This is a genomic window from Rhodoferax sp. GW822-FHT02D07, assembly GCF_058802405.1.
This window is the reverse complement of sequence record NZ_JBXAOD010000003.1, coordinates 466,382-491,606: the sequence shown is the minus strand read 5'-3', so window position 1 is coordinate 491,606 and position 25,225 is coordinate 466,382. Positions and strand designations below refer to the sequence as shown.

The 25,225-nt window shown below is 63.0% G+C and carries 22 protein-coding genes; 4 read left to right on the top strand and 18 right to left on the bottom strand.

Annotated features, from left to right (window positions below):
* Positions 1 to 8: 8 nt before the first annotated feature.
* Complete coding sequence (locus AC1RNN_RS10480) at positions 9 to 1,568, top strand: GGDEF domain-containing protein (RefSeq protein WP_493088798.1); 1,560 nt, start codon at positions 9 to 11, stop codon at positions 1,566 to 1,568.
* A gap of 20 nt (positions 1,569 to 1,588) precedes the next feature.
* A complete protein-coding gene (locus AC1RNN_RS10475) occupies positions 1,589 to 2,167 on the top strand; it encodes an NnrU family protein (RefSeq protein WP_493088796.1) in 579 nt (192 codons plus the stop codon).
* Between the two features lie 6 nt (positions 2,168 to 2,173).
* Here the strand turns inward: AC1RNN_RS10475 and AC1RNN_RS10470 are convergent, their stop codons facing one another.
* The 3 genes from AC1RNN_RS10470 to AC1RNN_RS10460 form a co-directional block, all read right to left on the bottom strand.
* On the bottom strand, positions 2,174 to 2,383 hold the full coding sequence (locus AC1RNN_RS10470; protein WP_493088795.1) for a DUF2788 domain-containing protein: 210 nt from the start codon (positions 2,381 to 2,383) through the stop codon (positions 2,174 to 2,176).
* A 2-nt stretch (positions 2,384 to 2,385) separates the two neighbouring features.
* Positions 2,386 to 3,198, bottom strand: coding sequence for a DUF2189 domain-containing protein (locus AC1RNN_RS10465; protein ID WP_493088793.1), 813 nt, complete (start codon positions 3,196 to 3,198; stop codon positions 2,386 to 2,388).
* Between the two features lie 65 nt (positions 3,199 to 3,263).
* The gene (locus AC1RNN_RS10460; RefSeq protein WP_493088791.1) at positions 3,264 to 3,746 is read right to left on the bottom strand and encodes a Spy/CpxP family protein refolding chaperone; all 483 of its coding nucleotides are present in this window, start codon (positions 3,744 to 3,746) and stop codon (positions 3,264 to 3,266) included.
* Positions 3,747 to 3,907: 161 nt separating this feature from the next.
* On the opposite strand from AC1RNN_RS10460, the gene AC1RNN_RS10455 reads away from it, so the two are divergent.
* Together AC1RNN_RS10455 and AC1RNN_RS10450 are read left to right on the top strand one after the other, a co-directional pair.
* The gene (locus AC1RNN_RS10455; protein WP_493088790.1) at positions 3,908 to 4,855 is read left to right on the top strand and encodes a recombination-associated protein RdgC; all 948 of its coding nucleotides are present in this window, start codon (positions 3,908 to 3,910) and stop codon (positions 4,853 to 4,855) included.
* A gap of 34 nt (positions 4,856 to 4,889) precedes the next feature.
* Positions 4,890 to 5,774: a dienelactone hydrolase family protein gene (locus tag AC1RNN_RS10450; RefSeq protein ID WP_493088789.1), complete on the top strand. Its 885-nt coding sequence runs from the start codon at positions 4,890 to 4,892 to the stop codon at positions 5,772 to 5,774.
* 14 nt (positions 5,775 to 5,788) lie between these two features.
* On the opposite strand, the gene AC1RNN_RS10445 is transcribed toward AC1RNN_RS10450, so the two are convergent.
* From AC1RNN_RS10445 to creB, 15 genes are all read right to left on the bottom strand, one after another.
* A complete protein-coding gene (locus AC1RNN_RS10445) occupies positions 5,789 to 6,322 on the bottom strand; it encodes a glycine zipper domain-containing protein (protein ID WP_493088788.1) in 534 nt (177 codons plus the stop codon).
* Between the two features lie 113 nt (positions 6,323 to 6,435).
* A complete protein-coding gene (locus AC1RNN_RS10440) occupies positions 6,436 to 7,167 on the bottom strand; it encodes an aspartate/glutamate racemase family protein (RefSeq protein WP_493088786.1) in 732 nt (243 codons plus the stop codon).
* A gap of 11 nt (positions 7,168 to 7,178) precedes the next feature.
* Positions 7,179 to 7,883 carry a GntR family transcriptional regulator gene (locus tag AC1RNN_RS10435; RefSeq protein WP_493088784.1) on the bottom strand — a complete coding sequence of 235 codons (705 nt, stop codon included), beginning with the start codon at positions 7,881 to 7,883 and terminating at the stop codon, positions 7,179 to 7,181.
* Complete coding sequence (locus AC1RNN_RS10430) at positions 7,880 to 8,767, bottom strand: ABC transporter permease (RefSeq protein ID WP_493088782.1); 888 nt, start codon at positions 8,765 to 8,767, stop codon at positions 7,880 to 7,882. Before AC1RNN_RS10430 ends, AC1RNN_RS10435 begins: the two co-directional genes overlap by 4 nt.
* A 1-nt stretch (position 8,768) precedes the next feature.
* Complete coding sequence (locus AC1RNN_RS10425) at positions 8,769 to 9,689, bottom strand: ABC transporter permease (RefSeq protein WP_493088780.1); 921 nt, start codon at positions 9,687 to 9,689, stop codon at positions 8,769 to 8,771.
* 26 nt (positions 9,690 to 9,715) lie between these two features.
* Complete coding sequence (locus AC1RNN_RS10420; RefSeq protein WP_493088778.1) at positions 9,716 to 10,996, bottom strand: ABC transporter substrate-binding protein; 1,281 nt, start codon at positions 10,994 to 10,996, stop codon at positions 9,716 to 9,718.
* Positions 10,997 to 11,071: 75 nt separating this feature from the next.
* A complete protein-coding gene (locus tag AC1RNN_RS10415; protein WP_493088777.1) occupies positions 11,072 to 12,112 on the bottom strand; it encodes an ABC transporter ATP-binding protein in 1,041 nt (346 codons plus the stop codon).
* A gap of 211 nt (positions 12,113 to 12,323) precedes the next feature.
* Positions 12,324 to 13,586, bottom strand: coding sequence for a biosynthetic peptidoglycan transglycosylase (locus AC1RNN_RS10410; RefSeq protein ID WP_493088775.1), 1,263 nt, complete (start codon positions 13,584 to 13,586; stop codon positions 12,324 to 12,326).
* 29 nt (positions 13,587 to 13,615) lie between these two features.
* Complete coding sequence (locus AC1RNN_RS10405; RefSeq protein WP_493088773.1) at positions 13,616 to 14,167, bottom strand: hypothetical protein; 552 nt, start codon at positions 14,165 to 14,167, stop codon at positions 13,616 to 13,618.
* The gene (gene xrtQ / locus AC1RNN_RS10400) at positions 14,164 to 15,015 is read right to left on the bottom strand and encodes an exosortase Q (RefSeq protein WP_493088772.1); all 852 of its coding nucleotides are present in this window, start codon (positions 15,013 to 15,015) and stop codon (positions 14,164 to 14,166) included. Before xrtQ ends, AC1RNN_RS10405 begins: the two co-directional genes overlap by 4 nt.
* Before the next feature lie 11 nt (positions 15,016 to 15,026).
* The gene (locus AC1RNN_RS10395) at positions 15,027 to 17,135 is read right to left on the bottom strand and encodes a VIT and vWA domain-containing protein (protein WP_493088771.1); all 2,109 of its coding nucleotides are present in this window, start codon (positions 17,133 to 17,135) and stop codon (positions 15,027 to 15,029) included.
* A 278-nt stretch (positions 17,136 to 17,413) separates the two neighbouring features.
* Positions 17,414 to 19,924 (bottom strand): hypothetical protein, encoded by a 2,511-nt coding sequence (locus tag AC1RNN_RS10390; protein WP_493088769.1) that lies wholly within the window; start codon positions 19,922 to 19,924, stop codon positions 17,414 to 17,416.
* Positions 19,925 to 19,932: 8 nt separating this feature from the next.
* On the bottom strand, positions 19,933 to 22,719 hold the full coding sequence (locus AC1RNN_RS10385; RefSeq protein ID WP_493088767.1) for a hypothetical protein: 2,787 nt from the start codon (positions 22,717 to 22,719) through the stop codon (positions 19,933 to 19,935).
* A gap of 272 nt (positions 22,720 to 22,991) precedes the next feature.
* Positions 22,992 to 24,440, bottom strand: coding sequence for a two-component system sensor histidine kinase CreC (gene creC, locus AC1RNN_RS10380; protein WP_493088765.1), 1,449 nt, complete (start codon positions 24,438 to 24,440; stop codon positions 22,992 to 22,994).
* Positions 24,437 to 25,174 carry a two-component system response regulator CreB gene (creB, locus tag AC1RNN_RS10375; RefSeq protein ID WP_493088763.1) on the bottom strand — a complete coding sequence of 246 codons (738 nt, stop codon included), beginning with the start codon at positions 25,172 to 25,174 and terminating at the stop codon, positions 24,437 to 24,439. The genes creC and creB overlap by 4 nt, the downstream gene beginning before the upstream one ends.
* Positions 25,175 to 25,225: the final 51 nt, after the last annotated feature.

Genomic DNA, 25,225 nt, shown 5'->3' with positions numbered 1-25,225 from the left:
GTGCTGCCATGGCTGAGAAAAAACCGTTCGAAATTGCCCGTGAAACCCTCAAGCAGCTGACAGCGCGCAAGCTGGTGCCCACACCGGCCAACTACCTGTCCATCTACAACGAGATCGCCGGCATTCCGCACGTTCCCCATTTCCCGGCCGACATCCTGCGCGACATTTCCCAATCCCTGCCGGTCAAGACACCGGGGCAGCAGAAGCAGAAGGGTTTGCTGGACTACTCGATTGACCGCCTGAGCTGGGATGGCGTCAAGTCAGCGCTTGTGGCTTATGGCGGCTTTGTTCCTGCCAATGGGGCAGAACCCGGGTCCAACAGTGGCATGGGTATCTTGTCGGCGGACAGCAAACCGAACCTGCCAGTGCCTGCCGCACTCACCAGCGAATTCCTGGCGCAGATCGGGCGCCTTATTGAATACGCGCAACCCGCCCTGGGTGTGGACGATGTGCGCTTCAACGAGCAGACCGAAGCCCTGATCAAGGTCTTGCGCCAGCCGGACACCGATGTGGCCACAGCCAAATTGATGCTGGTCAATTACAGCCACCGTCTCTCATTTGCGGCAGAAGACCAGGCTGAGGTGCGTGCCACCCTGCTCAAGCTCTTGCACTTGGTGTTTGAAAATATCGCGGAGCTGAGCCTGGACGAACAGTGGCTCAAGGGCCAGATGGACGCGCTCATGGAAGCCTCTACACCTCCGCTCACCTTGCGCCGCCTCGACGATGTGGAGCGCCGGCTCCGGGACGTCATCTTCAAGCAGAAAGACGCCAAGCAGCGCACCCTGGAAGCGCAGGAAGACATGCGCAAGATGCTGGCCACTTTTGTGGAACGTCTCTCGCAAATGACGCAATCCACCGGTGTATTCCAGGAGAAGCTGGAAGAAAGCGCCCGCCTCATCGAGCAGGCCAAGACCATTGCCGAAATCGCCCCCGTGCTCAAGGAGGTCGTGGGTACCACGCGCGGCATGGCGCAGGAAAGCCAGAGCACACGCGAAGAACTGCAAACCATGCGTGAACGCGCCAGTGCCACCGAAGCGCAGCTGCTGCGCCTGCACCAGGAGCTGGACCGCGTGAGTGCCCAGGCGCGCCACGACCCGCTCACCGGCGCGCTCAACCGCAAGGGTTTGGACGAAGCCGTCAACCGTGAAGTCGCCAGCGTGCGCCGCAAGGACACGCCACTGAGCGTGGCGATGCTCGACATCGACAACTTCAAGAAACTCAATGACACCATGGGCCACGCCACGGGCGACCTGGCGCTGACCCATCTCGCCAAGGTGGCGCGCGAATGCATGCGCCCGCAGGACACGCTGGCCCGTTATGGCGGCGAAGAATTCGTCATCCTCATGCCCGATACCCCACTGGATCGCGGCATCGAGGCCATGACCCGGCTGCAGCGCGAACTCACCACCAAGTTCTTTCTTTCGGGCACTGAGAAGGTGCTCATTACCTTCAGTGCCGGTGTGGCCCAGCTGGCAGTGGAAGAAAGCGCAAGCGATGCCATACGCCGTGCCGACCAGGCCATGTACCTGGCCAAGCGCGCCGGCAAAAACCGCGTGCTGGGAACCTGATATCTCTGCGGGAGAACGCAATGCCCTACCTGCTGGCCGGACTGCTGATATTTCTCGGGGTGCATTCCCTGCGTATCGTCTCGGAAGATACCCGCACAAACTTGCGGGCCCGCTGGGGCGAGCCGGCCTACAAGGGGGTTTACACCCTGCTTTCTCTGCTTGGCTTTGGGCTCATCGTCTGGGGTTTTGGGGTAGTGCGCGAAACCCCCACCCTGCTCTGGAATCCGCCCATGGGTACCCGCCACCTGGCCGCATTGCTGACCTTGGTGGCGTTTGTGTTGCTGGCTGCCGTGTATGTGCCCGGCAATGCCATCAAGGCGCGTCTGCACCACCCCATGGTGCTGGGTGTGAAAGTGTGGGCCCTGGCCCACCTCCTGGCCACCGGCACGCTGGCACATCTGGTGTTGTTCGGCAGTTTTCTGCTCTGGGCGGTGCTGTGTTTCCGTGCGGCCCGGCAGCGTGACCGGGCTGCGGGTGTGGTTTATGCAGCGGGAACCCTGCCCGCCACCCTGCTTACGGTGGTGCTGGGGCTTGCGTTGTGGGCGGTGTTTGCCTTTTACCTACACGGCGTGCTGATCGGCATTCGCCCCCTGGGTTGAGACACTTCAGGGGCTGAGTACCCACTGGATCAGCAGCTTGGCGACAAAGCCCAGCATGCCAAAGGCCAGGCCCAGAAACAGCACAAAGGTGCCGAACTTGCCAGCTTTGGATTCCCAGGCCAGCTGGCCAATGATGAACAGCATGTAGAGCATGAAGCCGCCCACGCCAAAGCTCAGGCCGAAGCCGGCAATCTGCTCTTCCGAAAACCCGAACATCGCTAGCCCTCACGCGCCGGCAAGCTGGATACATCGACCAGATCGCGGTAGGCATGCCAGCTCGCATGGCCTAGCATGGGAATCACGGGAATCAGACCCAGAAACAGCGAGCCCAGGCCCAGGAGCGTGAAGCCCATGATGAGTGCGGCCCAGATGGCCATGGGCACCGGGTTTGCCAGCACTGTGCGCCAACTCGTGAAGACGGCTTGCCAGAGTGAAATGCGCCGGTCCAGCAGCAGCGGCATGGACACCACGCTGGAAGCAAACAGGGGCGCCGCCAGCACCCCGCCCATGGCCAGCCAGAGCTCGAACAGCCAGCCATCTGGCGCCAGTACCACGTGGTGTACAAATTCCAGCGGCGTGTGAATCGGCACGGGAGCGAGCAAGGTGATCAGCGCGGCCGAGGTCAGTACCCAGCCCGTGGCTGCCAGAGCAAGCAGCGCGCCAAACTGCACCATGCACCAGTAATCATTGCCCCATTTGCTGAAGCGGCTGTCTTGCCAGTTCAGCCAGGTTTTGGCAACCACGCCCCAGCCGGCCTTCTCCTGGCGTTCCAGAGCGCGGCTCAGCGCATACAGGCTGGTGGCCAACACCGGCGCAATGACCAGGAAGCCTGAGAGTGCGCCGGCCAGCAGCCAGAAACGGTGGTGGGCCAATCCCACGATGAGTGCTCCACCCGCCGCCAGCGCAAGCCCGTGGGCCCAACTGGCCCAACCCGCACGCAACATGTCGTACCAGGCCATGGCCAGCCAGACCACGGGCCGCATGGGCGAAATGGTGCGAATGGTGGGGGGTGAAAAACCGTGTTGGGGCATGCGCAGCCAGTGTAGGGAGGCTGCGCTGCCCGGGCCTTGATGTGCATCAAGGCCGCGAGGTGAACTTACTTGCGTTCGCCGCGCTCACCGCCATGACGCGGGCCGCGCTGGGCGTCAAACAGCTTTTGCTGCTCGGGCGTCAGCGCTGCGTATAGCGTCTTGGTGGCCTGGTCGCGCTTGTCCATGGCGGCACTCATCTCGTTCATGTGCTGGGTGCGCAGGGCACGCATCTTGTCCAGCCGCTCGGGCGTGGGCAGCTTCTCCAGTTCGGCACGGTCGGGGCGCTTGGCCGTGTCACGGGCCGGGGGCTTCATGGCGGCGGTAAAGGTGTTCCAGGCGCCTTCCTGGGCCGGGGTGATCTTGAGTTTTTCCTTGAGCTCGGCGCTGCGTTTGGCGTGCATTTCCTCCATCTTGGCGGGGTCCATGCGGCGGTGTTCGGCGCGCGGGCCGCCTTCGGGGCGCTCCGCGCCATCTTGTGCGGCAAAGGTGGATGCGCCGGCAGCGGCCAGCACGGCGGCAAGAACGATGGCCTTGGTCGAATTCTTCATGAGGTTGCTCCTTTGGTCTGAAACCTGTAGCGGACATCGCCATCAGGTTGAAGTCCAGTGTCCGCCCCGTGTGTAAGCGCAGCGATTGCGCCTTGATAAGGCTGTGTAAAGTTGCCGCACAATGCCCGGTTCGGAAAAAGTTAGTAAATCAAAGGCTGAATGTGTTCAAGAACATGATGGTGTATCGCTTGGTGTCGGGCTGGACCGTGACACAGGCGCAGTTGGAAGAAGCGCTGGACGGCGCGCGTTTTGTGGAATGTGGCGCCAGCCAGGAGAAATCGGCCGGTTGGGTCGAGCCCCGCGGCCAGGCCCATGGCCCGCTGGTGGAGATCGTGGGTGGCCAGTGGTTGCTCAAGCTCATGATCGAGGTCAAGACCGTGCCGGGTTCGGTGGTCAAGCGCAAGGTGCAGGAGCAACTCGCGCACATCGAGGCCACCACTGGCCGCAAGCCCGGTAAGAAAGAGGCTCGCGAGATCCGCGATGACGCCAAACTGGCCCTGCTGCCCATGGCGTTTACCAAGCAATCCAGCGTGTTGGTGTGGATTGACCCCAAGGCGGGCCGTCTGGTGCTGGATTCCGGCAGCCAGTCCAAGGCCGACGAGGTCATGACCGCCCTCATCAAGGCGGTGGACGGCCTGGCCGTGCAACTCATCAACACTCAGCTTTCGCCCGCCATGGCCATGGCGCACTGGCTGGGCACGCAGGAAGCGCCCCGGGGCTTCAGCGTGGACCGGGAGTGTGAGCTCAAGGCGGCCGACGAGTCCAAGGCCGTGGTGCGCTACACGCGCCACGCGCTGGACACCGACGAGGTGGCCCAGCACATTGCCCTGGGCAAGATGCCCACCCGCTTGGCCATGACCTGGAACGAGCGCGTGTCCTTTGTGCTGACCGAGGCCCTGCAGCTCAAGAAAATTGGCTTTCTGGACACCGTGTTCGAGGAAGCCGGCAAGGCGGCGGGCGATGGCAAGGACGATAACTTTGACGCCGACGTGGCGATCAGCACCGGTGAGCTGGTGCAGCTGATTCCCGACCTGCTGGAAGCCCTGGGCGGCGAGGTGGCGCTGGGCGAAAACCCTGCGCCAAACCCCGTTAATACAAACCCGGCCTAGAGCCGCTAAGCTGCCCTCTTTTGGAGGGTTCGCCATGCAACGCAAGACCGCGCAAGACTTCGACCAAGAACTGCTGATTCTGTTTGATGCCTATGTGCACGGTCTGGTAGACCGGCGCGGCTTTCTGGAGAAGGCGCAAAAGTTTGCCGTGGGTGGCGCCACCGCCGTCGGCCTGCTGGCCGCGCTCAGCCCCAACTTTGCGCTGGGGCAGGTGATTGCCAAGGACGACGCGCGCCTGAACACGCGCGTGGTCGACATTCCCTCCCCCGCCGGTTACGGCAGCATCAAGGGCTATCTGGCCCAGCCGGCCAAGGCGCAAGGCAAGCTGCCCACCATCCTGGTGGTGCACGAAAACCGCGGCCTGAACCCGCACATCGAAGACATTGCGCGCCGCCTCGCGCTCGAAGGCTATCTGGTTCTCGCTCCGGATGCACTCACGCCATTGGGCGGCTACCCGGGCGACGAAGACAAGGCGCGCGAAGCCTTTGCCAAGCTTGACCAAACCAAGACACGGGAAGACTTTGTGGCGTCGGCCAACTGGCTGCAGCCCCAAGGTACCGGCAAGTTGGGCACCGTGGGCTTTTGCTACGGCGGCGGCATGGTGCATACGCTGTCATTGCGCCTGCCCACGCTGGCGGCCGGTGTGCCCTTCTATGGCAACCAGCCCGCGCCCGAAGAGGCGGCCAAGGTCAAGGCGCCGCTGCTGCTGCACTTTGCCGCAGTGGACGAGCGCATCAACGCCGCCTGGCCCGCCTACGAGGCCGCGCTCAAGGCCGCTGGCGTGGCCTACACGGCCTACCAGTACCCTGGCACCCAGCACGGCTTTAACAACGACACGACGCCGCGGTTTGATGCGGCCGCAGCCAAGTTGGCCTGGGACCGCACGTTGGCGTTTTTCGCCCAGACCTTGCGGGCCTGAGGGCGCGGCCCGACTCAATCGTCGTGGTGGTCATGGCCCCAGCCATGGCGATGGTGCTTGTGGTGCCCCTTGCGCTTGCCGGGGCGGAAGTCGTCGCGGTAGTAGGACGCATGCTCATAGTGCGGGCCGGGACCGTAGGCACGCTGGGGCTGGTGCGCATGCTGGGTCACGCTGCGACCCACACCGGCGCCTGCGGCACCGCCCACACCTGCTCCCAGCACAGCACCGCTGCTGCCACCCACCGAGTGGCCCACTGCCGCACCCGCGGCACCGCCCACGGCGCTGCCAATCACGGCGCCGGTTTGGCCCGAGCCGCGTGTGGTGACCGCCGCACCGGCTGCACCACCCAGGGCACCGCCCACCACCGAGCCTTGCTTGCCTCCCATGCTTTGGCCAATGGCCGCACCGGCCGCCGCACCGGCGCCGCCGCCCAGTAGCGGGGTCCAGTCGTTGGCGTGGGCCGTGGGCGCCAGGGCCAGAAAGCCCGTGAGGCACAGGGTGGCAAAGGCGGTGCGCAAGGCTTTGGAGGAAGACGTGAGGTTTCGCATACAGAAAGGGGCTTACGCCCGTACCGCCAGATGTGACGGTTTACCGCCTTTCAACGGCCCCTTGGCAGCCCGGATGACCGGCGTTACAAGGCCTTACCGCTGCAGCATTCCGCTTACGGATGTAACGCGCTCAGGGCCTGGCCCATGCCGGTCCAGGCGATGTCAAAGCCATTGGTCTGGGGCTCGGCCAGCGGGGGCTGTGCCAGCGCATGGCGGGTGCCGGCGATCACGCTGTCGATGACGGGCACCGACACCTGCCCCTGCACGGCGGCGGCCATGCCGGCCAGACCGGCACCCCCCAACACCACGGCGTCGACCTGCCAGCGCGTCGCAGCCTCCTCGCAGGCCCGGGCCAGCAGGGCAATTGCGGCCTCGGGCTGGCTGGCCAGTTCGGCGCCACTGGGTACCACGGTGTGGATGCCGGCCAGCCCGTCGCTGTGGCCTAACGCATAGGCCAAGCGCTCCAGCATGGGTTTCCAGCGCTCGCCGCCTGTGACGACGGCAAAGCGCCCATGGCACGCGCCTTCCACAAAAGAGGCCTCGGCCAAGCCGGTGACGGGCACCGCACTGCCCTGGCGCAGCGCCAGCAGGCCGGGGTCGCCAAAACAGCCGATCAGCACTGCGTCGGGTGCGGGCGCATCCTCGCGCAAGGCCTTGGCCCAGCGGTCGAGCAGCGCATGGGCGGCCACGGCGTAGCTGGCCTCGCAGGCGATATAGGGCGCGCCAAAGTCCGCCGTCACAGTACGCACCTGCACACCCGGCCCGGCTGCGGCCTGCGCATGGTTTTGCAGCAGCGCGCTCACATGGGCCGAGGTATTGGGGTTGATGACCAGCAACTGGCGCACGGAGCACGCTTTCAGGCAGCGCCACCAAACAGGGAGGCGAGATCCGGTGCGCTGTCTTCAGTGGCGGTAAAGCGCAACTGGGCTTCGAGCTGGCTCAAATGCTCGCGCATCAGGCGGGCCGCCTCGCGCGGGTCGCGCAGGCGGATCGCATCCAGCAGCGCGCGGTGTTCCTGGCAGCCGCAGGAGGTGGCCTCCACCCGCGACTGCAGGTGGTTGTCGCTGTAGGTCATGAGGATGAGCGAGGTGCGCGAGACCAGCTCACGCAGAATGCGGCCCAGGGTCTGGTGGTCCGCCGCATTGGCAATGTGCAGGTGAAAGTCGCCCGAGAGCCGGATGGCGCGACGCATGTCCCCGCTGGCGCGTGCGGCCTCTTCCTCGTTGATGCACTCCGTCAGCACCGCAATGTCGCTGGCCGTGGCGCTGGCGATAAAGCATTCGATGAGCGTGGGTTCGATCAGGCGGCGCACCTCGAACACTTCGCGCGCTTCCTTCTCAGTCGGCTGGGCCACCATGGCGCCGCGGTTGGGCGTGAGCGTGACGATCTGTTCATTGGCCAGGCGTACCAGCACCGGGCGGATGCGCGTGCGTGACACGCCGAAGGCACTGGCCAGTTTTTCTTCGATGAGCTTGGTACCGGGCGGCAGGCGGTGGTCCAGGATGGTGGCCACCATGCGCTCGTAAATCTCGTTTTCTGTCAGGGCGACAAATTCAGTCATGCAGTCCGCCGGTTGGCTGGCTTCTTGGCCAGCAGTTTGGACAGGCCCACGGCCAGCCCCATGACCAGAAACGATACCACCATGGTCACGGTGCCCAGGGCGTAGATGGAGGGTGTGGTCACCGTGGTGGTCAGGCCTTGCAGTTCCAGTGGCAGCGTGTTCACATCACCAATCGCCTGCGAGGTGCGGGCAATCTCGTCCCAGCTCAGCGTGAAGCCGAACATGCCAATGCCGACCACCGAGGGCGCAATCAGCGGCAGCACCACGTGGCGAAAGCCCTGCCATGGCGTGGCACCCAGGTCGCGCGCGGCTTCTTCGTAGGCGGGGTTGAAGCGGTTGAAGATGGCGAACATGATGAGCAGCCCAAAGGGCAGCGTCCAGGTCAGGTGCGCACCCAGCGCCGAGGTGTAGATGCCCAGTGCCGTGCCGTAGTTCTCCAGCACGCCGTCCATGCCCAGGGCCTCCAGCGCTTTCTTGATGCCACCGTCCAGCAGTCGGAACTCCAGGCCAATACCCAGCGACACGATGATGGACGGCATGATGAGGCTGGCCACCACGGTAAAGAACAGCATGTTGGCAAAGCGCAGTTTCTTGCGGAAGGCCAGACCTGCCAGCACCGAGAACACGATGGTGAACACCATCACCGTCAGGCCCAGACCCAGGGAGCGCTTGAGTGCCGCGCTGATGTCCACCACGCCCAACCCTTCGGCCAGCTTGCTGAACCAGTGCAGCGAGAGACCGCGCATGGGAAAAGTGAGCCCACCCTCTGGACCCTGGAAACTCAGCACCACGATGACCAGCATCGGGCCATAGAGGAACAGCACATAGGCCGCGAAGAACAGGGCCAGCAGCCAAAAGGTGGCGGAGCGGTCTTTGGTTTGCATCTCAGAGCTCCTTGCGAATGTCGACCATGCGGGTCAGCGCCCAGATGATCATCAGGACGATGGCCAGGAGGATCATCGCGTTGGCCGCAGCCAGAGGGAACTGCAGGTAGGAGGTCTGCACCTGGATGATCTTGCCCACCGACGCAATCTGCTGCCCGCCCATGACGCCGATGGTCACGAAGTCGCCCATGACGATGGTGATGACGAAGATGGAGCCGATGATGATCCCGGTCTTGCACAGCGGCACGATCACGTTCCACAGCGTCTGCCAGGCACTGGCGCCGCTATCGCTGGCGGCCTCGATGAGGCTGCGGTCTATGCGCATCATGCTGTTGAAGATGGGCACGATCATGAAGGTGGTGAACAGGTGCACAAAGGCCAGCACCACCGAGAAGTCAGAGAACAGCAACCACTCCACCGGCTTGTCCACCATGCCCATGGTCAGCAGCGCATCATTGACCAGACCGTTGCGGCCCAAGAGCGGCACCCAGGCAATCATGCGAATCACGTTCGACGTCCAGAACGGGATGGTGCACAGCACGAACAGCACCACCTGCACACCGCTGGAGCGCACGTGGAAGGCCAGGAAGTACGAGACCGTGAAGCCGATCACCAGCGTCAGCAACCACACCAGCAGGCTGAACTTGAAAGTGGACAGGTAGGTCTTGAGCGTGACGCAGAGGTCGCCCGACTCGTTGCGCGACAGACAACCTTCGAACACCGCCAGGTAGTTCTTGAAGGTGAAGCCCGGCAGCATCTCGTACTGGTTGTAGTCCCAGAAACTCACCATCAGCACCAGGGCCAATGGAACCAAAAAGAAGAGCGCAAACACCGTGGTGAGCGGCAGGGCCTGCCACCAGGCCGCGAGGGTGCGACCCGGGGCGGATGCCGCCGGAAGTGAGGGTGTCGAAGGTGCGCTCATGGTGTCTTCACTTCCTTAAGGCAGGTTTAGGCTGCGACGAACTCGTTCCATTTCTGGACCATGTAGGCGTTTTCGTCCATCACGGCGTTCCAGCAGGCAATGCCGCCCATGCGCTGCTCGTAGCTGCCGCCGTCGCGCACTTCGCCCTTCTTGGCCAGCACGTCGCCGTTGGGGCTCTTGATGTCTTGCGTGGCAGGCTTGCCTTCCATCCAGTAGGCCCACTCGTAGGCTTCCATCTTGGCCTTGGCGGTTTCCAGCACGGCGCTGTAGTAGCCCTGGCGGTTCAGGTAGGCGCCGGCCCAGCCGTCGAGGAACCAGTTGATGAACTCGTAGGCACCGTCGAGCTTCTTGCCGGACAGGGTAGCGGGCAGGCCGAAGCCGGAGGCCCAGGCGCGATAGCCTTCCTTCAGCGGCTGGAAGTTGCAGGCAATGCCCTTGGTGCGCACGGCGGTCACGGCGGGTGACCACATGGACTGGATCACCACTTCGCCCGAGGCCATCAGGTTGACGGACTCGTTGAAGTCCTTCCACAGGCTGCGGAACTGGCCTTGCTTCTTGGCTTCAATCAGGGTCTTGATCGTCAGATCAATTTCCTTCTTCGTCATGTTGCCCTTGTCGGGGTACTTGTAGATGCCCATGGCTTCCACGACCATGGCAGCGTCCATGATGCCGATGGAAGGAATGTTCAGGATGGCGGCCTTGCCCTTGAACTCGGGGTTCAGCAGTTCGGCCCAGGAGGAGATGGGGCGCTTAATCAGGTCGGGGCGGATGCCCAGCGTGTCGGCGTTGTACACGGTGGGGATCAGGCTCATGAACTGGGTCGGGCTCTTGGCGAAGACCTTGCTCTTTTCGCCTTCCAGGAAGATGGTCTTCTTGGGCGCGGTGCCCTGGTCACCCACGGCCTTGCCCGCCACCATGCCGGTGGTGAACAGGGTGGTGATCTTGTCGGCGTTCTTGATCTTCTTGGTGTCGATGCCCTTGAGGTTGCCGGTGGGCACGATGTTCTTGAGCGAGAAGTACTCGGTGTCGATCAGGTCAAAGCTGTTGGGCGCAGTGACGGCGCGCTTGGTCACGTCATCGGTGGTGACGGCCACGTACTGGATCTTGATGCCGGTGTCTTTTTCAAACTTCTCCGCAATCGCCTTGTCCTGGTTCACCGCGGTGCCCAGGTAGCGCAGCACGATGGGGTCGGCCGAGTGCACGGCGGGGAACACGCCGGCAGCCAGGATACCGGCCGTGCCCTTGAGCAGGCTGCGGCGCTGCATGGGCGCGGCGGTGGAGAGGGTGTCTTTCAGATCGTCAGCCATGGGAAAACTCCTTTGAAGTGCGGAGGGGGTTAAGAACTTCTTGCGAAGACAGGGGGAACGGAAAAGGAAAGGACGTCAGTGCGACAGCGGGTGTGCGGCGCCGGGGGCCCAGCTCAGCTGCACGGTCTCGCCCACGGTGTAGGGCTGCTGGGCAAAGGTGGCCTCGGACACCATCACCGAAATCTCGGCCGTGGTGTGCGCGGTGTGGGCCACGCCGGGGTTCTGCAGGCCCAGCAGCACATAGGTGCCTTGGTACTCCACGTCGGTGATCACGGCGCGCTTGGTGTGCGGGGCATCGGTGTTGCTGCCGGTGGCGGGGGAGACCTGCATCTGGTCGGTGCGCACCCCAATCTTGCCGTCCGGCGTTTCCAGCACGTTGTGGCCGCCCATGAAGCGCGCCACAAACTCGCTGGCGGGCTTGTTGTAGACCTCGTGCGGGCTGCCCACCTGTTCGATCACGCCGTGGTTCATCACCACCATGGTGTCGGCCAGGGCCATGGCTTCTTCCTGGCTGTGGGTCACGTGGATGAAGGTCAGCCCCAGCTCCTTTTGCCAGCGGCGCAGCTCGGCGCGCATCTGGATGCGCAGGAAAGGGTCCAGCGCAGAGAGCGGTTCGTCCAGCAGCAGCACGCGCGGCTGGGTAATCAGGGCGCGGGCCAGTGCCACACGTTGTTGCTGGCCGCCCGACAGCTCAGCCGGCTTGCGGTCCGCCAGGTGACCCATGGCCACGCGCTGCAGCAGGTCCTGCGCCTTGGCGTGGCGCTCCAGCTTGTCCACGCCCTTCATCTTCAGACTGAAGGCCACGTTGTCCAGTGCGCTCAGGTGGGGGAACAGCGCAAAGCTCTGGAACATCATGGCCGTGCCGCGCTCGGCGGCGGGCAGGTCGGTGATGTTGCGGTTCTCCAGCAGGATGTCGCCGCTGCTGGCCGACTCGTGCCCCGCAATCATGCGCAGCGTGGTGCTCTTGCCGCAGCCCGAAGGGCCCAGCAGGCAGCAGTAGCTGCCGCTGGCAATGCGCAGATTGATGTTGTCCACGGCAGGCTTGCCCTGGGCGTAGCGTTTGCTCAGTCCTACAACCTCGATGGCCGCGGCCTGCAGTGTGGTGGTGGCGTTCATGCCAAGCCTTACGCAAAGGCTGTGCCAGCTTTGTACACAATGTTTTAAGCACTTTGTGTACAAAATGCACAAAACTTGTGCGTTGCAGCAAAGACGCAGGCGGCGCCGGTGCTGGATTTGGTGCAGCGCCGGGCTAGTGCCTGGTGCGGAATGCTCCTGTTTTCATAGCTGCTTGCGCAAAATCCACAGGGGCTGGAGGTCTAAAACATGCCTAATTCCGCACCCACACCAGTCCCGGCAGTGCCTCCACCAGCGCCGCCTTCTCTTTCTTGGGCACGGAGCGCAGGCCCGCCGCCACCCACTGCGCGCGCTCCAGGTTGATGCTGCCGCGGGCTTTCCAGCGTTGGGCTTCCAGGGCGGGGTTGTGCAGCATGGCGGCCAGCCAGACGGCCTGGGCGCCCGTGAGCTGGTCGGCCCGTTTGCCAAAGTAGGTGTGGGCGGCGGCCTGCGCGCCGCAGACCGTAGCGCCCCAGGGGGCGTGGTCCAGGTAGAGGCGCAGGATGCGCGCCTTGCCCAGGGTTTGCTCCATCTCCACCGCGTAGAGCAGTTCGCGCAGTTTGCGCACAGGGGAGCGTTCGCCGCCCGTGACCAGCAGCTTGGCCACTTGTTGCGACAGGGTGCTGGCCCCACGCAACGTAGCGTCCTCCGCCTGGTTGCTGCGCAGGGCCTTGCCCATTTCCACCAGGTCATAGCCGGGGTGTTCATAAAAGCGTTGGTCTTCGGCGGCCAGTACGGCGCGGGCCAGCAGGCTGTCGGCGCGCACATTGGCCCGCGTCATGGCTGCAGGCAGGCCGCGGCTGCACTGGCTCTGCGCCTGCGCCCAGGCCTCGGTGCCCAGGCCCTGCACGGCCATGCCGCTGATGCGGGGCTGCACCGTCAGCGCCTTGCTGGGCAGGTCCAGCGTGGCCTTGAGGGAGAAGGTGCCCTCGATCTGCGCGTTGGCCACTTCGGGGATGGCGCTGGCAAACAAGGCATAGCCATCGGCCACCGGCGTGTCGGGCACTTCTATATGCAGCGTGATACCAGCAGGGCGCAGGTTGCCGCGCCAGCTGGCGTTCACCGCCCCGCTGTGCAGCGTGCCGCGCAGCTCGGTGGCGTTGCGGCGCACGGTCATGCGCGCCTCCTGCAGGCGAATGGGCTCGCCGCCCCAGCTGCTGCTGCGCAGCGTGCAGGGCTGGCAGCGCAGGCTGAGTTGCTGGCTGGCCTCGTCCCAGCTCAGGTGCACCTCGCCCAGGCGCGTAGGCAGTGTGCGGCCATGCAGCTGCCGGGCAATCCAGGGCGTGCTGCCCCACTGCACCAGCGCGGCCACGCCCACGTCCAAGCTCACCGGCCCGGCCCGCAGTGTGGTGGCCCAGTCCCCCGGCGCCGGGCGCAGCAGTGCGCGCGCCGTGAACAGCAAGGCGCCTAGGCCCAGCATGGCCAGCACCACCGTAATGAGCAGAACCCGGGCCGCAGCCCCAAGCCAAGTACGCACAGCATCTTCCTTCCTGAAACCCTGCCGCCTTACAGAGGCGTTGCCACCGTCACGGCCTTCCACGGACCCGTGGATTGGCCGGCCACCGAGGCCCAGTACCAAGCCGAGGTATCGGTATAGCCCTGGCCCTGCGCGTCCTCAATGCGTTCGCAGACACGCACCGCCTGGCCGCCCCGGTCCGCCACAAAGCAGCGCCAGCGCGTCTTGTCGGCCTGATCTTCGAGCTGCTCGTTGCGGATGCGGTAGCCCAGACCACGGTAGCAGTCGGTGGCGGGGTGCAGCATGCGCGTGGGCTGGTTCACGGTGCGCAGCACCAGCACCTGGCGGCCATCGGTCAGGCGTGCCAGCGTGCCGGGGAAATGGCGCGCAAAGCGCTCTTCCACCGCGCTAAGGGCCAGCGGGCGCAGGGGCTGGCCCTGCCATTCGGTGGGTTGTTCCACGCTTGGTGTGTCGGGGTCGCGCACGGCCATGTGCCCGCCCACGGCCTGGGCGATGCCCCACAGCGCGCACAGCGGCAGTACGGCGGTCCACAGCGTCTTGTGTAGCACGCGGTTCACAAAGCGGTTTTCCAGAAAGCTCATACAGACGTCCGTTCCAAAGAGGCGGTGCGGCCCATGGCCCAGGCAATGCCCGTGCACACGGCGGCCAACACCAGCAGGCCTACGGCCTCATGGCCCCAGCCGGGCAAGGCGGTGCCCGAGGCCTGCAGGGCCACCAGCACCGTGTTGCGCAGCACATTGCCCAGCAGCACCAGCGCACCCGCCACGGGGAGGCGCAGCAGAAAGGTCTTATTGGTCTTGCTCGTAGCCAGCGCCACCACACAGGCGGTGAAGTAACCCAGCCAGGCCATCTGCACGCCCGAGCAGGGCGCGTCCACGATGACGAGTTGCCCATTCACTACCAGGCTGCTGCCGGTGCGTTCCACCGTGTGGGCGATGGACAGCAGCCAGCGGCTTATCTCCGCCGTCACCACGCGCAGCGGAAAGCCCGCGTAGAACTGCAGCGAGGCCAGCAGCGGCAGCGACAACACCGACAAGCCCAGCACCGGCGCTGTGGCCACGCGCGCTGGCAAGAAGGCGATGAGGCCGGCCGCAATGGACAGCAAGCCGATGAGTGCCACCACCAGGTCCGGCAACTGCTGGTGCAGCGCCGTGGTGAGTACGGCGCCAGTGAGCGCTGCGGCCTGGAAACCCAGGCGCGGTGCGGCGCGCAGCTGGCGGCGGTGCTGCCACAGCAGCCCGCCCAGGGCCGCCAGGGCCAGCAGCCCCAGCGGGTCGTCCGAGCCGTCCACCATGCGCTGACCCATCCACCACCAGGTGGGCCACAGCGCCAGGGCCAGCAGCGCCAGCCAGCGCCACTCGGGGGCGGTGTCGATGGCGATGCCGAAGCGCACAAAGCGGGGCATCTGCATCAAGCGGGACAAAGCCATGCGATTCCCGTTCAGCTGGTGAAGTGGTGGGCGCGGCGCGTAGCGCGGTGGCGGCGGTGCGCCAGCATGGCCAGCACACTCAGCGTCAGCAGCATCGCACCCCAGGTGGCCGGCTCGGGCGTGCTGGGCACTTCAGCGCCCAGGGCCGAGTTCTCCACACCCTGCGGCAGGGGCGAAGGCTGGTTCACACTGGGGGCGTCTGCGGGCGCCTTGTTGCGCACCACCTGGTCCACGGCCAGGAAGCTGGTGTATTGCGTGAGCAGGCTGTACTTCAGGCCCAGGTCGGTAATAGCGTCTTTGGCGGCGCTGCCGCCTTCCAGGGCTTCCTGGTCGCTCAGCGCGGCAATGCGGTGGCGGGCCCAGAGCTGGCGCAGGGCGGCCGTGTCGGTCGTGTTGCTCGCGCTCAGGGGCTGGGTGAAATGCAGGGGGCCATTGGCCGCGTTGCCGTCCACCACCAGCGTGCCCTTGGGCTCGCCGCGCCATTTGCCAAACACGATGAGCGGGCGCTGGGCCAGCAGGTCGGGCAGCTGGCGGGGCTCCACGTCGTACACGTCCAGGCCTTCAAAACGCACCTTCACATTGGTGAGCACGGGGGAGTCGATCATTTGGCGGAAGCGTTTGGCTTGTTCGGCCGCTTGCTCGGGTTTGGTGATGATGAAGGGTTCGCCCATGCCCGCACGGGCCAGGCCTTCCATGAGGTGGCGGTTCACGCTGGAGCCGATGCCGAACGAAAACACGTTGGCGCTGGAGAGGTTGTTGCGCACCAGCTCAAAGGCTTCGCGCTCCACGGTCACATAGCCGTCGGTCACCACCACCACGGTGCGCGAGGTGTCGGCGTTCTTGGGCTGGGCGTACACGCGCTTGAGCGCCGGGATCAGCTCGGTGCTACCTCCACCCCCCTCCTTGTCGATAGTGCGGATGGCCTGTTCGATGTTCGCCTTGGTGGCGGGCACGGACTGGGGGCTCAGGAAGTTGTTGCTGCCCGAGAACAGCAGCACGTTGAAGGTATCGCTGGGGCGCAGGCCACCAATCAGCTCGCGCAGCACGGCCTTGGCCGTGTCCAGCGGAAAGCCGTGCATGGAGCCCGAGATGTCCACCACAAAGATGTACTCACGCGGGGTGATGGCCGTGGCGGGTGGGGCCTTGGGTGGTTCCACCATGGCGAGGAAGAAGTTCTCGTCCTGGCCCTTGTAGAGCATCACGCCGGTTTCGATCTTGTCGCCCGCCAGGCGGTAGTCCAGGATGAAGTCGCGGTTATTGGTCGGCTCCGCGGTGGGCAACAAGCCCACCACGGTGGCGCCACCCTGCTCGGTGTAGCTGCGGATGGTGTGCGAGCTGGAGCGCACTTCCTTCACACCAATGGGCGTGTTCAGCGTGACGTGGATGTCAAACGCGGGCGCGGCAGCGCTGGTGGGCGTGTTCTGGCCCTGGGGCAGGTAAGGCTGGGCCACCCAGGTGGCGTTGGCCTGGCTGCTCTGCGGGCTGTTGTAGCGCGGGCCCACCACGGTGGGGAAGACGAACTGGTAGTTGCCATCCGTGGGCAGCAGCAGCTCGGTGTAGCGCAGCTCCACCTTCACATCGTCGCCGGGCATGATATTGGCCACATTCATCTGGAACACATTGGGCAGGTGCTGCTCCAGCAGCGCGGCGGTCTTGCCCTCCTGCTTGGCTGCGTCGTACTCGATCTTGGCCTGTTGCTTCTCGCGGATCTTGGCCGTGATCAGCCGGTCCGCCAGGCGCACGTTCATGCCGTGTACTGCGGCGCGCGTGGAGCCTGGGAACACGTACTTCGCCTCGATGGCGCGCTGGCCTTCGTTCTTGTAGGTCTGCACCACGGTCACGTCGGCAATCACGCCGCTGACCTGCACATTCACTTGGGTGGACTTGAGCGGCAACTGGTCTACGCCGGGGTTGTCGCTTTTGATGAAGAAATAGGGGCTCTCGGTCTTCTGGCGTGGCGTAGCGTCGCGGTCCTGCGCATGGGCCGGCGGGCTCAGCGTCAGCGCCACAAAGCAGGCGGCAGACAGTGCGGTAGTGGCCAGCCAGACCCAGCGCGAGCGGCGCGCGGGGGGCTCAGCAGAGGCGGCGTGGTGGGCCGGGTGGGTAGCAACAAGTGCCATGGGGCTTCTCCAATCGGCGTGCGGTATTGCACGGTGGAGAGAGCATCCCGCGGGGGGGAGAAGTCAGTTTGAAGCCGCTAGGGGCTTGTGTGAAGTCTGTGTGAAAACGGGGTGAAGGAGGTGCCGAGGGTTTTCTAAGGGCTTTAGCCGACCGGGCAATTCAAACGGGGTAGTGGCTGTGCATACTGAAACAGGCTACACGAAGTACAAAGGATGTAGACATGTCGTGTGTGTCCCGCAGCATGGCGGCCTAGTTGCAAAGCTAGACGCCCTAAAGTTCATAGAGCGGGATCGTGAAATCTATATTGTCGGCCGCGTTCGTTAACGGCAGCCACGTGGCGCAGTGCTTCGGAATCCAGCAGGCCATGCTTGCGCAGCACTGCGTACATTTGGTAGAACTCACCCTTCAAGTTGCCCGCGAAGATGCCGGGATCGTCTGATCCCAACGACACCATGATTGGTACGTCACCGGGTTTGGCGAAACTAGAAACTCCCATCCATCGCATGACGTGATGTTCTTCAAAACGTTCGTACTGACTGATACGCACATTGCTGCTGGGAAGCGTTTCAATGACGACGCGTCTTTCCGCTACGCGCGCCATTAGCGCTTGCTGTAGGCGCAAGTAGACCGCCGTGGTAAACAAACCATCCTGCGCCTCAACCTCCATCAGTGCTTCGCTACGCTCAATCAATGCTTGATCGTTGTGCCATCTCCAGAGCAATTCGAAAGCTTCAGGATCCAGTTTTTTAGCATCACCAACCAAGCGCGCCTCTTCCCGCAGGCTATCAACCAGCGAGGCGTCGCCCCACTGCCAATTCGAGTCCCGTTGCAGTTGGCAAACAAAGCCCATGTGCAAGCCTCGAAGGTTCATGGCACGCTCAAAGAGGTTAGCAGCGACAGACGAGCGGAACACTTGCGGCAGCAGCGCATTCAACTGCATCTCGGCTTGATAAGCTTGCATAGTGCAATCTGGTAACTCGCGCAGCAACTGCCAAGCAGCCAGCAGATCCAGCAATCGCTCACTGCGGCCCAAGTGCAAAGTTCCTGGCATACGTGACAGCCACAACGACGGATCGATACCTAATGCCGTGCCATGGCCAATGCGCGAACCGTTGCGCAAGTTCAGCAACTCTATGGCGTCCAGCATATGCCGAAGGCCTGTCAGCAAATGGGGAAAGTCTTCTCCAACGTGATAGCTGCGATGCCCAAGGCCAAGTCTTTCGGCTTGGCGAAATATGCTGGCGAACACCTCAGGTGGTGCGTGCAGTTCGTTGGCTGCACCATCCACGCCACGCACCCAGCGGCGCAATCGTGGGTAGTCCCGCAAGGTGATGCGGAGATGGGTCATTTGTGACTCGAGCGTGCATCGAAGTTTGTAATGCCGATAGGGCCCCTGCCTCGGCTTCCATGGTTGCTTGATGAAATGGACTACCAAGGCAAGTTGCAGGCGCTGAGGCCAGCGCGCATTCGGCTCTGCGCACAGCTCGTCGAGCTCTTGCAAGGTTTTTGACAGCGAGAGTGCCTGCGCCGAGTCGTTGGCCTTCAGTCCGTCCCGAAGGTAGACAAGGTAGCCGCCGAGAATCTGTTGTAACAAACGCGCATTGTCTACAGAGCGCCCCTTAGGCGCAAAGCGCCCTTCCATATAGGCGGTGTGACTATGCTGCTCATATGGGCCGTGCATGTCCACGAATCGTTGCACATAGGTTCTCTCAGCTGGCGTTCGAAGTTCGGTGAGGGTGTATTTCTGGAACTGATCGAATCCGTACAACTCTTCACCTTGAACCATCAGCTCACGGTATTGGTGCTGTAGCAACAAGTACAAATGGAGCATGCGGGCGACCCGCATCGACAACTGCGGCTGACAAAGCAGACGAGTCAGCCAATCTTGTTCACCGGACAACTGCTCAGCTGGGCTGACATGCTTCAGCTCGTAAGGGCCTGGCACCACTGGAGCGACGTAGCCGCTGCCATCCCCACGCAAATCATTGGCGCGCCAAGGTAGGTCCGATGGCGACTCACCTGCGCTCAGCGCAGCGTAGACCAGCCAGGAACGCAGCCGACCTGCCAACACTAGGTCTCGGCGCAATTGCACTGGCTTGAACTCATTCTCGTGCAGTCGAGCCAACTCTTGCACACGATCGCCCGCCGAGGAGCGTTTGGACGCTTGCCACAACTCGCTGAACAGTCGCGCCTCGCGGTTGGGGTGGGCCAGCGCCCGCAGCCAGCATTGCTCTGCAAAAGTGCTGCCATTCAGGTGCAGATGGCTTTCATGCAGACCTTCCCGAATGATGTAGTCCTCTACCGCTCCGTCCCTTGGCGTCGGACAGGGCAAGGCTTGGTCACGCGAGCGGCCCATCAGCGCCTCGACCGAATCATGCCCGGTCAGATGACCTCCACGCTTCACATGCAAGGCCCTCATTGCCGCGATGATGGGCACGCCGCTAACGCGGCTCAATACACTCTGCTGCCATTCGCCGAAGCGGTCCAGCTTCACCTTAATCTGACCTTGCTGCACTTCCAGGAACTCTTCGGCTAGCAAGCGCAAAGCAGCGCCAGCCAGATTCCCGTCGATCAATCCTCGCTGCTTCGCAGCCTCGAATCCGAAATCGAAGACGTGATCTGGCAGTCGGGCCTGCCAGCGCTGGTTGCTGAGATAAAGCTGTTGCCGTAAGTCGCGGCTGTCTTGCGGAACGGACCAATCACTGCTGAGTAGGTACTTGCGCACCAACGAACTGCTCAGAGTTCGGCAGCAAAGAAGCGCCAACTGTGGGGCGATCGCAGCGGCCATGGGTCCGCTTACGATTTGGTGGTCTTATTAGCCGCCTTGCCGGCCTGACTACTGCCGGTCTTTGAGACGGTGGTTTGACCTAGGAGTCCCCACGTCGCAGTGGGGCACGTCACATTTTTCTGCAAGTCAGTCGACTTACTGTTTTTCTTAAGTTTTGTATTCAAGGTTTGGACGAACACATCCATTGTCAATTCTTTACCTACCCCCTTCTTGCCATCCTTGATCAGACCCAGCAGAAGCGGACATGACGCAATCATGAACGTCAGCGGTGCAATGTTGGGGTTGACGTCGATCTGGCCTGACGCAGAACTCATGAACTTCTTGATTACCAGCTCTCCCGATGTGCGCGGATTTGAGTGATCGATTGCACCCTGGATCGAGCTGTCTGCGCGATGGTGATAGTCCACTTCCTCCACGAGACATGCGTTGATCAATGCCCACGAAAACAACTCCATAGCCTTGACGCAACGCTCTTTGTTGAGCGCCGGACTTGTCGCTCGCATATTGGATGAAATATTGTCCAAACTGAAGTACAGACGATTCCAGATTTTCCCAAGCAGGACGGCCGAGGGATGGAATTGCTTCTTTAGCGGCCCGCAAATCTGCAACCACTGCTCAACATGATTCACCAGCGATTCAAGTGCAGCACGCTCTTTGGCCTCTTCAGGGGATTCAGCCTTTTTAATGTTGTCGCGGGCACCGCCACCCTCGCCCTCGCCCTCGCCCTCGCCCTCGCCCTCGCCCTCGTCCTCACCCTCACCCTCACCCTCACCCTCACCCTCACCCTCACCTGAAATCAGATCCGACCAATTCGGCAACGAGACCGTCGGTGTATTTCTGACCTTGTTCAGCTGGTCGGCAATCGACTTCTTGAGATTCGTGCCAGACGAGACGTCCAACTCCAACAAATTGGCAATCAAACCCAACGTATTGAAAATGGATAAATAGCGCTGTGTGTTGTTCGACCTCTTGACGCCGGACTGGCTAAAGGCAATTGCTGGATAGGCTTGAGTAGTAGCCAGATCACTCAAGGCTGCGTTTAGCTGGTCGTCAAATGTCTTTGCTCCACCTTTTCTACCGGTGCGCACTCCAACGATACCCTGTCGCAACTCCCAGCCATTCGAGGTGCTTGCGCCGATCAAGGCTGCCGTGGCGTGCCAAGACCAATTGAGCGCGTTGTCGGTGCGCCCCACGGAAAGGTACTGCTTGATCTTCTTTTGAAGTTCCAACGCATCCTCTGTCCCGACTAATGCAGTGCCACTCTTCTTGGCGACCAAATGGAAAATGTTGCTGCTGCCTGCGGTGACGAGCATGTACGTGATTGCGCGAGCCGGATCGTTCTCACAGAGACGGGCGACGTCCGCAGCCAGCGATACATAGGCGCTCCGCAGTGACGCATCGCGTGCTTGTGGGCGGAGGTAAACGGCTGTGTCGGGCTCGCCATCGCGCACGCTAAGGTTGAAGGCAGCTTCAATGGTGGCGTGCAGGTCACCCTCGGCAATGCTCTCCACATCGACATCGTGGCGGTAAAGACTGCTAAGAGCGGTGGCTCGCAGCGCCTCGCTGGCTGCATCAGTTGCCTTAGCGGATGCACTCTCTGACAACTTGTAATACGTCGACAGCAGTTGCAGCACCGACCGCACCGGCAGCTTCAGCACGTGCTCACGGAAAAGCGTTCTGTCCGCCTTGGACCTGAGCCTCAGGCCCTGATTGGCAATCTCGTCGACAGCATCGTGCAGAGTGCGCTTACTTGCGACGCCCGGCGCTATCACCGAATACGCTTGCCTCTCGGACAAGGTATGAAGAGTCTTCAACTGGAGCCGTCGTTGAATAGGGAAAAGCTTGAGGAGGTACTGATCCTCCAGATGTTCCACCATGCGGTCCTGTTGTTTGCGACGGTCCGCATTCAACCCCTTGTCTTCACTGGCAAAGTCTTTCTGGAAATGGTTTTGCACCAGCAGCGAGTACATCTCAAGATCGCCCGTGACCAGGGCAACGACCTGTGGCGTATCGAGATACTTGCGAAGACACTCCAGCACTTCCATCGCCAGTTCAGCCTTTGTGTCCGCGTCGTCAATGGCCAGAACCACCGCATCCGCGCCATACATCGTGCAAACCGAGCCAATCACGCTATGGAGCTTGTCTCGTAACCGCTGACTGTCTGCAGCCCGCTCCAAGCCGTGGTCCAGGAACAGTTCAGCATCTAGATCGTCAAGGCCTGACCTGTTGCCTCTCAATACATGCAGGCCGCCGGCAAGATCCCGGAAATATTTTCTGAAATTTTCCTGCTCTCGCTCGCCAGTCGCACTTCTATCCGGGCAGCATTTTTCAAGCTGCTTCAACCGCTTCAGGATGTGTAGCAGGACATGTTCGCTGGGCTCGATGCGGCTTGGATCCAGATACATCAGCGGCAGGAGGTTGACTGCGCGTCTGCTCTTCCCGTCGTTGTGTTGATCTTGCTTTTCAGCCTTCCCTTGCAGGCCCAGATGCTCGTAGGCATAGCGCAGGAATGTCGACTTGCCTGCCCCCCGTGTGCCATCGATGAAATAGGTCAATCCGCTGCCAAGGGGGTGGCCGTCACCGTCAGCGCTTCTGTGCTTGGGCGCGGCCTTTGCAAAATCTTGCGCCTGCTTGATGTCTTCACTCAGCTTGCTGAGCAAACTCTCATAGGCCCCTCGTTGAATTAGCTGCGAGCCCTCGGCGACAGGTTGGCTGTGGTTGCTGCTATTTAAGTCAATGACGATGGCGTTGGAGGTGTCAGACATGGCAAAGGTGGGAAAGTAGGTGATAGACATACTATCTTCAAAATTGCACCGCTTTCCAGATGCCATGCTGCACGATGTGCAGCTACTCCTGCAATGAGATCTCAAAGCATACGGCAAAGGTGGTCCGTTAGGCCTTAGGTGGGCTTGCCGCCCCACCATCTCTCACGACTCAGCGTTGGGTGGGTCTATTTAGACATTCCTCGTGGGGAGGCCCGTACATTCTTTTGGCTTGCCAAGAGTTGTTTTCCCCGCCGATTCAGTTTATCGCCCGCCACCGCTGCAAAGTGGACTCAGCCCTACCCCTATACAGCACGTCGTGGCAACCAGAGGACAGCGCATGCCCCAGAGCCAGCTTTTTCTAGTGCGTTGCCCAACTCCACCCTCCCCCGGTGCAGCGAAGCAATCTCCTTCACAAAGCTCAGCCCCAGCCCCGTGCTCTTCTTCTTCGAGTGCGGCCGCGCGAGTGAATAGAACTTCTCAAACACCTTGTCCTGCGCATAGCTAGGAATGCCCGGCCCTTGGTCGCGCACGGTGATGCAGGCCCAGCGGCCTTGCTGGTGCAAGCCGAGTTCTATGGTGCCGCCCTGGGGGGAGAAGTCCAGCGCGTTGTCCAGCAGGTTGCTCACCGCGCGACGCAGCAGGAAGGGGTCGGCTTCCACGGTGGCGTCGGCTTCGGCCTGCACGCTGATGCGGATACCGCGCTGGGTGGCCACGCCTTGGGTGGCGTGGGCCAGTTCTTCCAGCAGGGGGCGAAGTGCCACAGGCTGTACGTTGTCCAGCACGCGGCGGGTTTCCAGCGCGGTGAGTTCCATCATGCGGTCCACCATCTCCTGGATCCGCTGGGTCTCACGCTGGATGTTGCCCAGGAAGCGCTGGCGCTGCGTCTCATCCATGGGCTCCTGCAGCAGCTCGGCTGCACCGCGGATGGCGGACAGCGGGCTCTTCACCTCGTGCGTCAGCGTTTGCACATAGTCGGCCACGTAGTTGCGCCCGGCCAGCGCGTCGCGCATTTCGTCAAAGGCGGCGCGCAGCAAATCCCAGGCGCGGCGCAGCAGGCGGCCGGGATGGAAGCCGGGCTGCGCCTTCACGTAGCGCGCGTAGTCGGCAATCAGGCCAAAGGGCCGCACCAGCCAGACCGATACGGTAATGCCCAGCACCAGCACGGCCAGCACCGAGAGCACACCCGCATACAGCGTGCGGCTGCGCGCGGCCACCACAAACTGGCCAAAGCTCTGCACCGGCTTGCCCACGGTCAGACTGCCGATGATCTCGCCGCTGCCAGCCTGGTACACGGGGGCCGCCACGTACATGACAGCGGAGTTGGGGTCGCCCGGCAGGTCCAGCGTGGTGCGCGCACCGTACTCGCCGCGCAGCGCCAAGCGCACGTCGCGCCACTGGGAGAAGTCTTGCCCCGTGGTGAGGCCGGTGGAGTCAAACACCACGGTGCCGCGCCGGTCGGTCACATAGGCGCGCAGCTCCACCCGGTTTTTGGTGACGCTGAAGATTTGCACGTCGAACTGGCGGGCGTAGGCAGATTTGAAGAGCGTGTCCAGCCGCGCGGTGTCGATGGCGCCGTCGCGCACGTCTTGCTCCACCAGGGTGGCCAGGATTTGCGCGGTTTCTACCAGCGACTCTTCGGCGGACTCGCGGTAGCGCGGGTCCAGATCGGCCACCACGCGGTAGAGGACAAAGGCCATGCCCACCGCATAAATCAGCAGCAGCCCGATGAAGATGCGGCTGCGCTTGCTCATGTGGGTGTCGCGGGCAGTTCTTCGTTCAACGCGTAGCCCGTGCCGCGCAGGGTGCGGATGGGCTCCAGCGTGGGGGCCACGGTCTTGAGTTTGGCGCGCAGGGTTTTGATGTGCGCGTCCACCGTGCGGTCAAAGCTGTCGTTGTCGCCGCCCCAGACCTGCAGCAGCAGTTCGTCGCGCGTGAACACACGGCCGGGCTTTTGCACCAGCAGGCGCAGCACGCCGTATTCGTAGCGCGAGAGTTCCAGGGCCTTGCCGTAGAAGCGGATCTGGTGACGTTCTTCGTCCAGCGCCCAGATGGCGGGGGCGCTGACCGGCGGGGCCGTCGGCGTGGGCGCAGTGGCGGCCACAGGCCGCGCACTGCGGCGCAGGATGGTGCGCACGCGAGCCACCAGCTCGCGTGGCGAGAATGGCTTGGCGATGTAGTCGTCGGCGCCCAGCTCCAGGCCCACCACGCGGTCGATCTCGTCGCTGCGTGCGGTCAGGAACAGCATGGGCACCTGGCTGCCGCCGGGCAGTGCCTGCAGGCGGCGGAAGAGTTCGAAGCCGTTGAGGTCGGGCAGGCCCACGTCCAGCACCACCAGCGCGGGCAGCTCGGCGCTGAACTGCGCGATGGCGTCTTCGGCGGTGCTGGCCCACACGGGCGCAAAGCCGTCGGTGGAGAGCACGTACTGCAGGGTGTCGGCGATGCCGGATTCGTCTTCGACGAGAAGGATGCGCGGTTTCAGGGCCATGGGGCGCATTGTGGCGCAAAAATGGCCCTAGCCCCCGTCGAATGTGCGCAA

Coding starts and splice junctions, on each gene's coding strand:
- xrtQ (WP_493088772.1), bottom strand. CDS start 15,015: ATGGCTTTGTCCCGCTTGATGCAGATGCCCCGCTTTGTGCGCTTCGGC.
- AC1RNN_RS10460 (WP_493088791.1), bottom strand. CDS start 3,746: ATGAAGAATTCGACCAAGGCCATCGTTCTTGCCGCCGTGCTGGCCGCT.
- AC1RNN_RS10470 (WP_493088795.1), bottom strand. CDS start 2,383: ATGTTCGGGTTTTCGGAAGAGCAGATTGCCGGCTTCGGCCTGAGCTTT.
- AC1RNN_RS10450 (WP_493088789.1), top strand. CDS start 4,890: ATGCAACGCAAGACCGCGCAAGACTTCGACCAAGAACTGCTGATTCTG.
- AC1RNN_RS10435 (WP_493088784.1), bottom strand. CDS start 7,883: ATGACTGAATTTGTCGCCCTGACAGAAAACGAGATTTACGAGCGCATG.
- AC1RNN_RS10420 (WP_493088778.1), bottom strand. CDS start 10,996: ATGGCTGACGATCTGAAAGACACCCTCTCCACCGCCGCGCCCATGCAG.
- creB (WP_493088763.1), bottom strand. CDS start 25,174: ATGGCCCTGAAACCGCGCATCCTTCTCGTCGAAGACGAATCCGGCATC.
- AC1RNN_RS10390 (WP_493088769.1), bottom strand. CDS start 19,924: ATGGCCGCTGCGATCGCCCCACAGTTGGCGCTTCTTTGCTGCCGAACT.
- AC1RNN_RS10385 (WP_493088767.1), bottom strand. CDS start 22,719: ATGTCTATCACCTACTTTCCCACCTTTGCCATGTCTGACACCTCCAAC.
- AC1RNN_RS10445 (WP_493088788.1), bottom strand. CDS start 6,322: ATGCGAAACCTCACGTCTTCCTCCAAAGCCTTGCGCACCGCCTTTGCC.
- AC1RNN_RS10405 (WP_493088773.1), bottom strand. CDS start 14,167: ATGAGCTTTCTGGAAAACCGCTTTGTGAACCGCGTGCTACACAAGACG.
- AC1RNN_RS10425 (WP_493088780.1), bottom strand. CDS start 9,689: ATGAGCGCACCTTCGACACCCTCACTTCCGGCGGCATCCGCCCCGGGT.
- AC1RNN_RS10430 (WP_493088782.1), bottom strand. CDS start 8,767: ATGCAAACCAAAGACCGCTCCGCCACCTTTTGGCTGCTGGCCCTGTTC.
- creC (WP_493088765.1), bottom strand. CDS start 24,440: ATGAGCAAGCGCAGCCGCATCTTCATCGGGCTGCTGCTGATTTATGCG.
- AC1RNN_RS10395 (WP_493088771.1), bottom strand. CDS start 17,135: ATGGCACTTGTTGCTACCCACCCGGCCCACCACGCCGCCTCTGCTGAG.
- AC1RNN_RS10415 (WP_493088777.1), bottom strand. CDS start 12,112: ATGAACGCCACCACCACACTGCAGGCCGCGGCCATCGAGGTTGTAGGA.
- AC1RNN_RS10465 (WP_493088793.1), bottom strand. CDS start 3,198: ATGCCCCAACACGGTTTTTCACCCCCCACCATTCGCACCATTTCGCCC.
- AC1RNN_RS10475 (WP_493088796.1), top strand. CDS start 1,589: ATGCCCTACCTGCTGGCCGGACTGCTGATATTTCTCGGGGTGCATTCC.
- AC1RNN_RS10480 (WP_493088798.1), top strand. CDS start 9: ATGGCTGAGAAAAAACCGTTCGAAATTGCCCGTGAAACCCTCAAGCAG.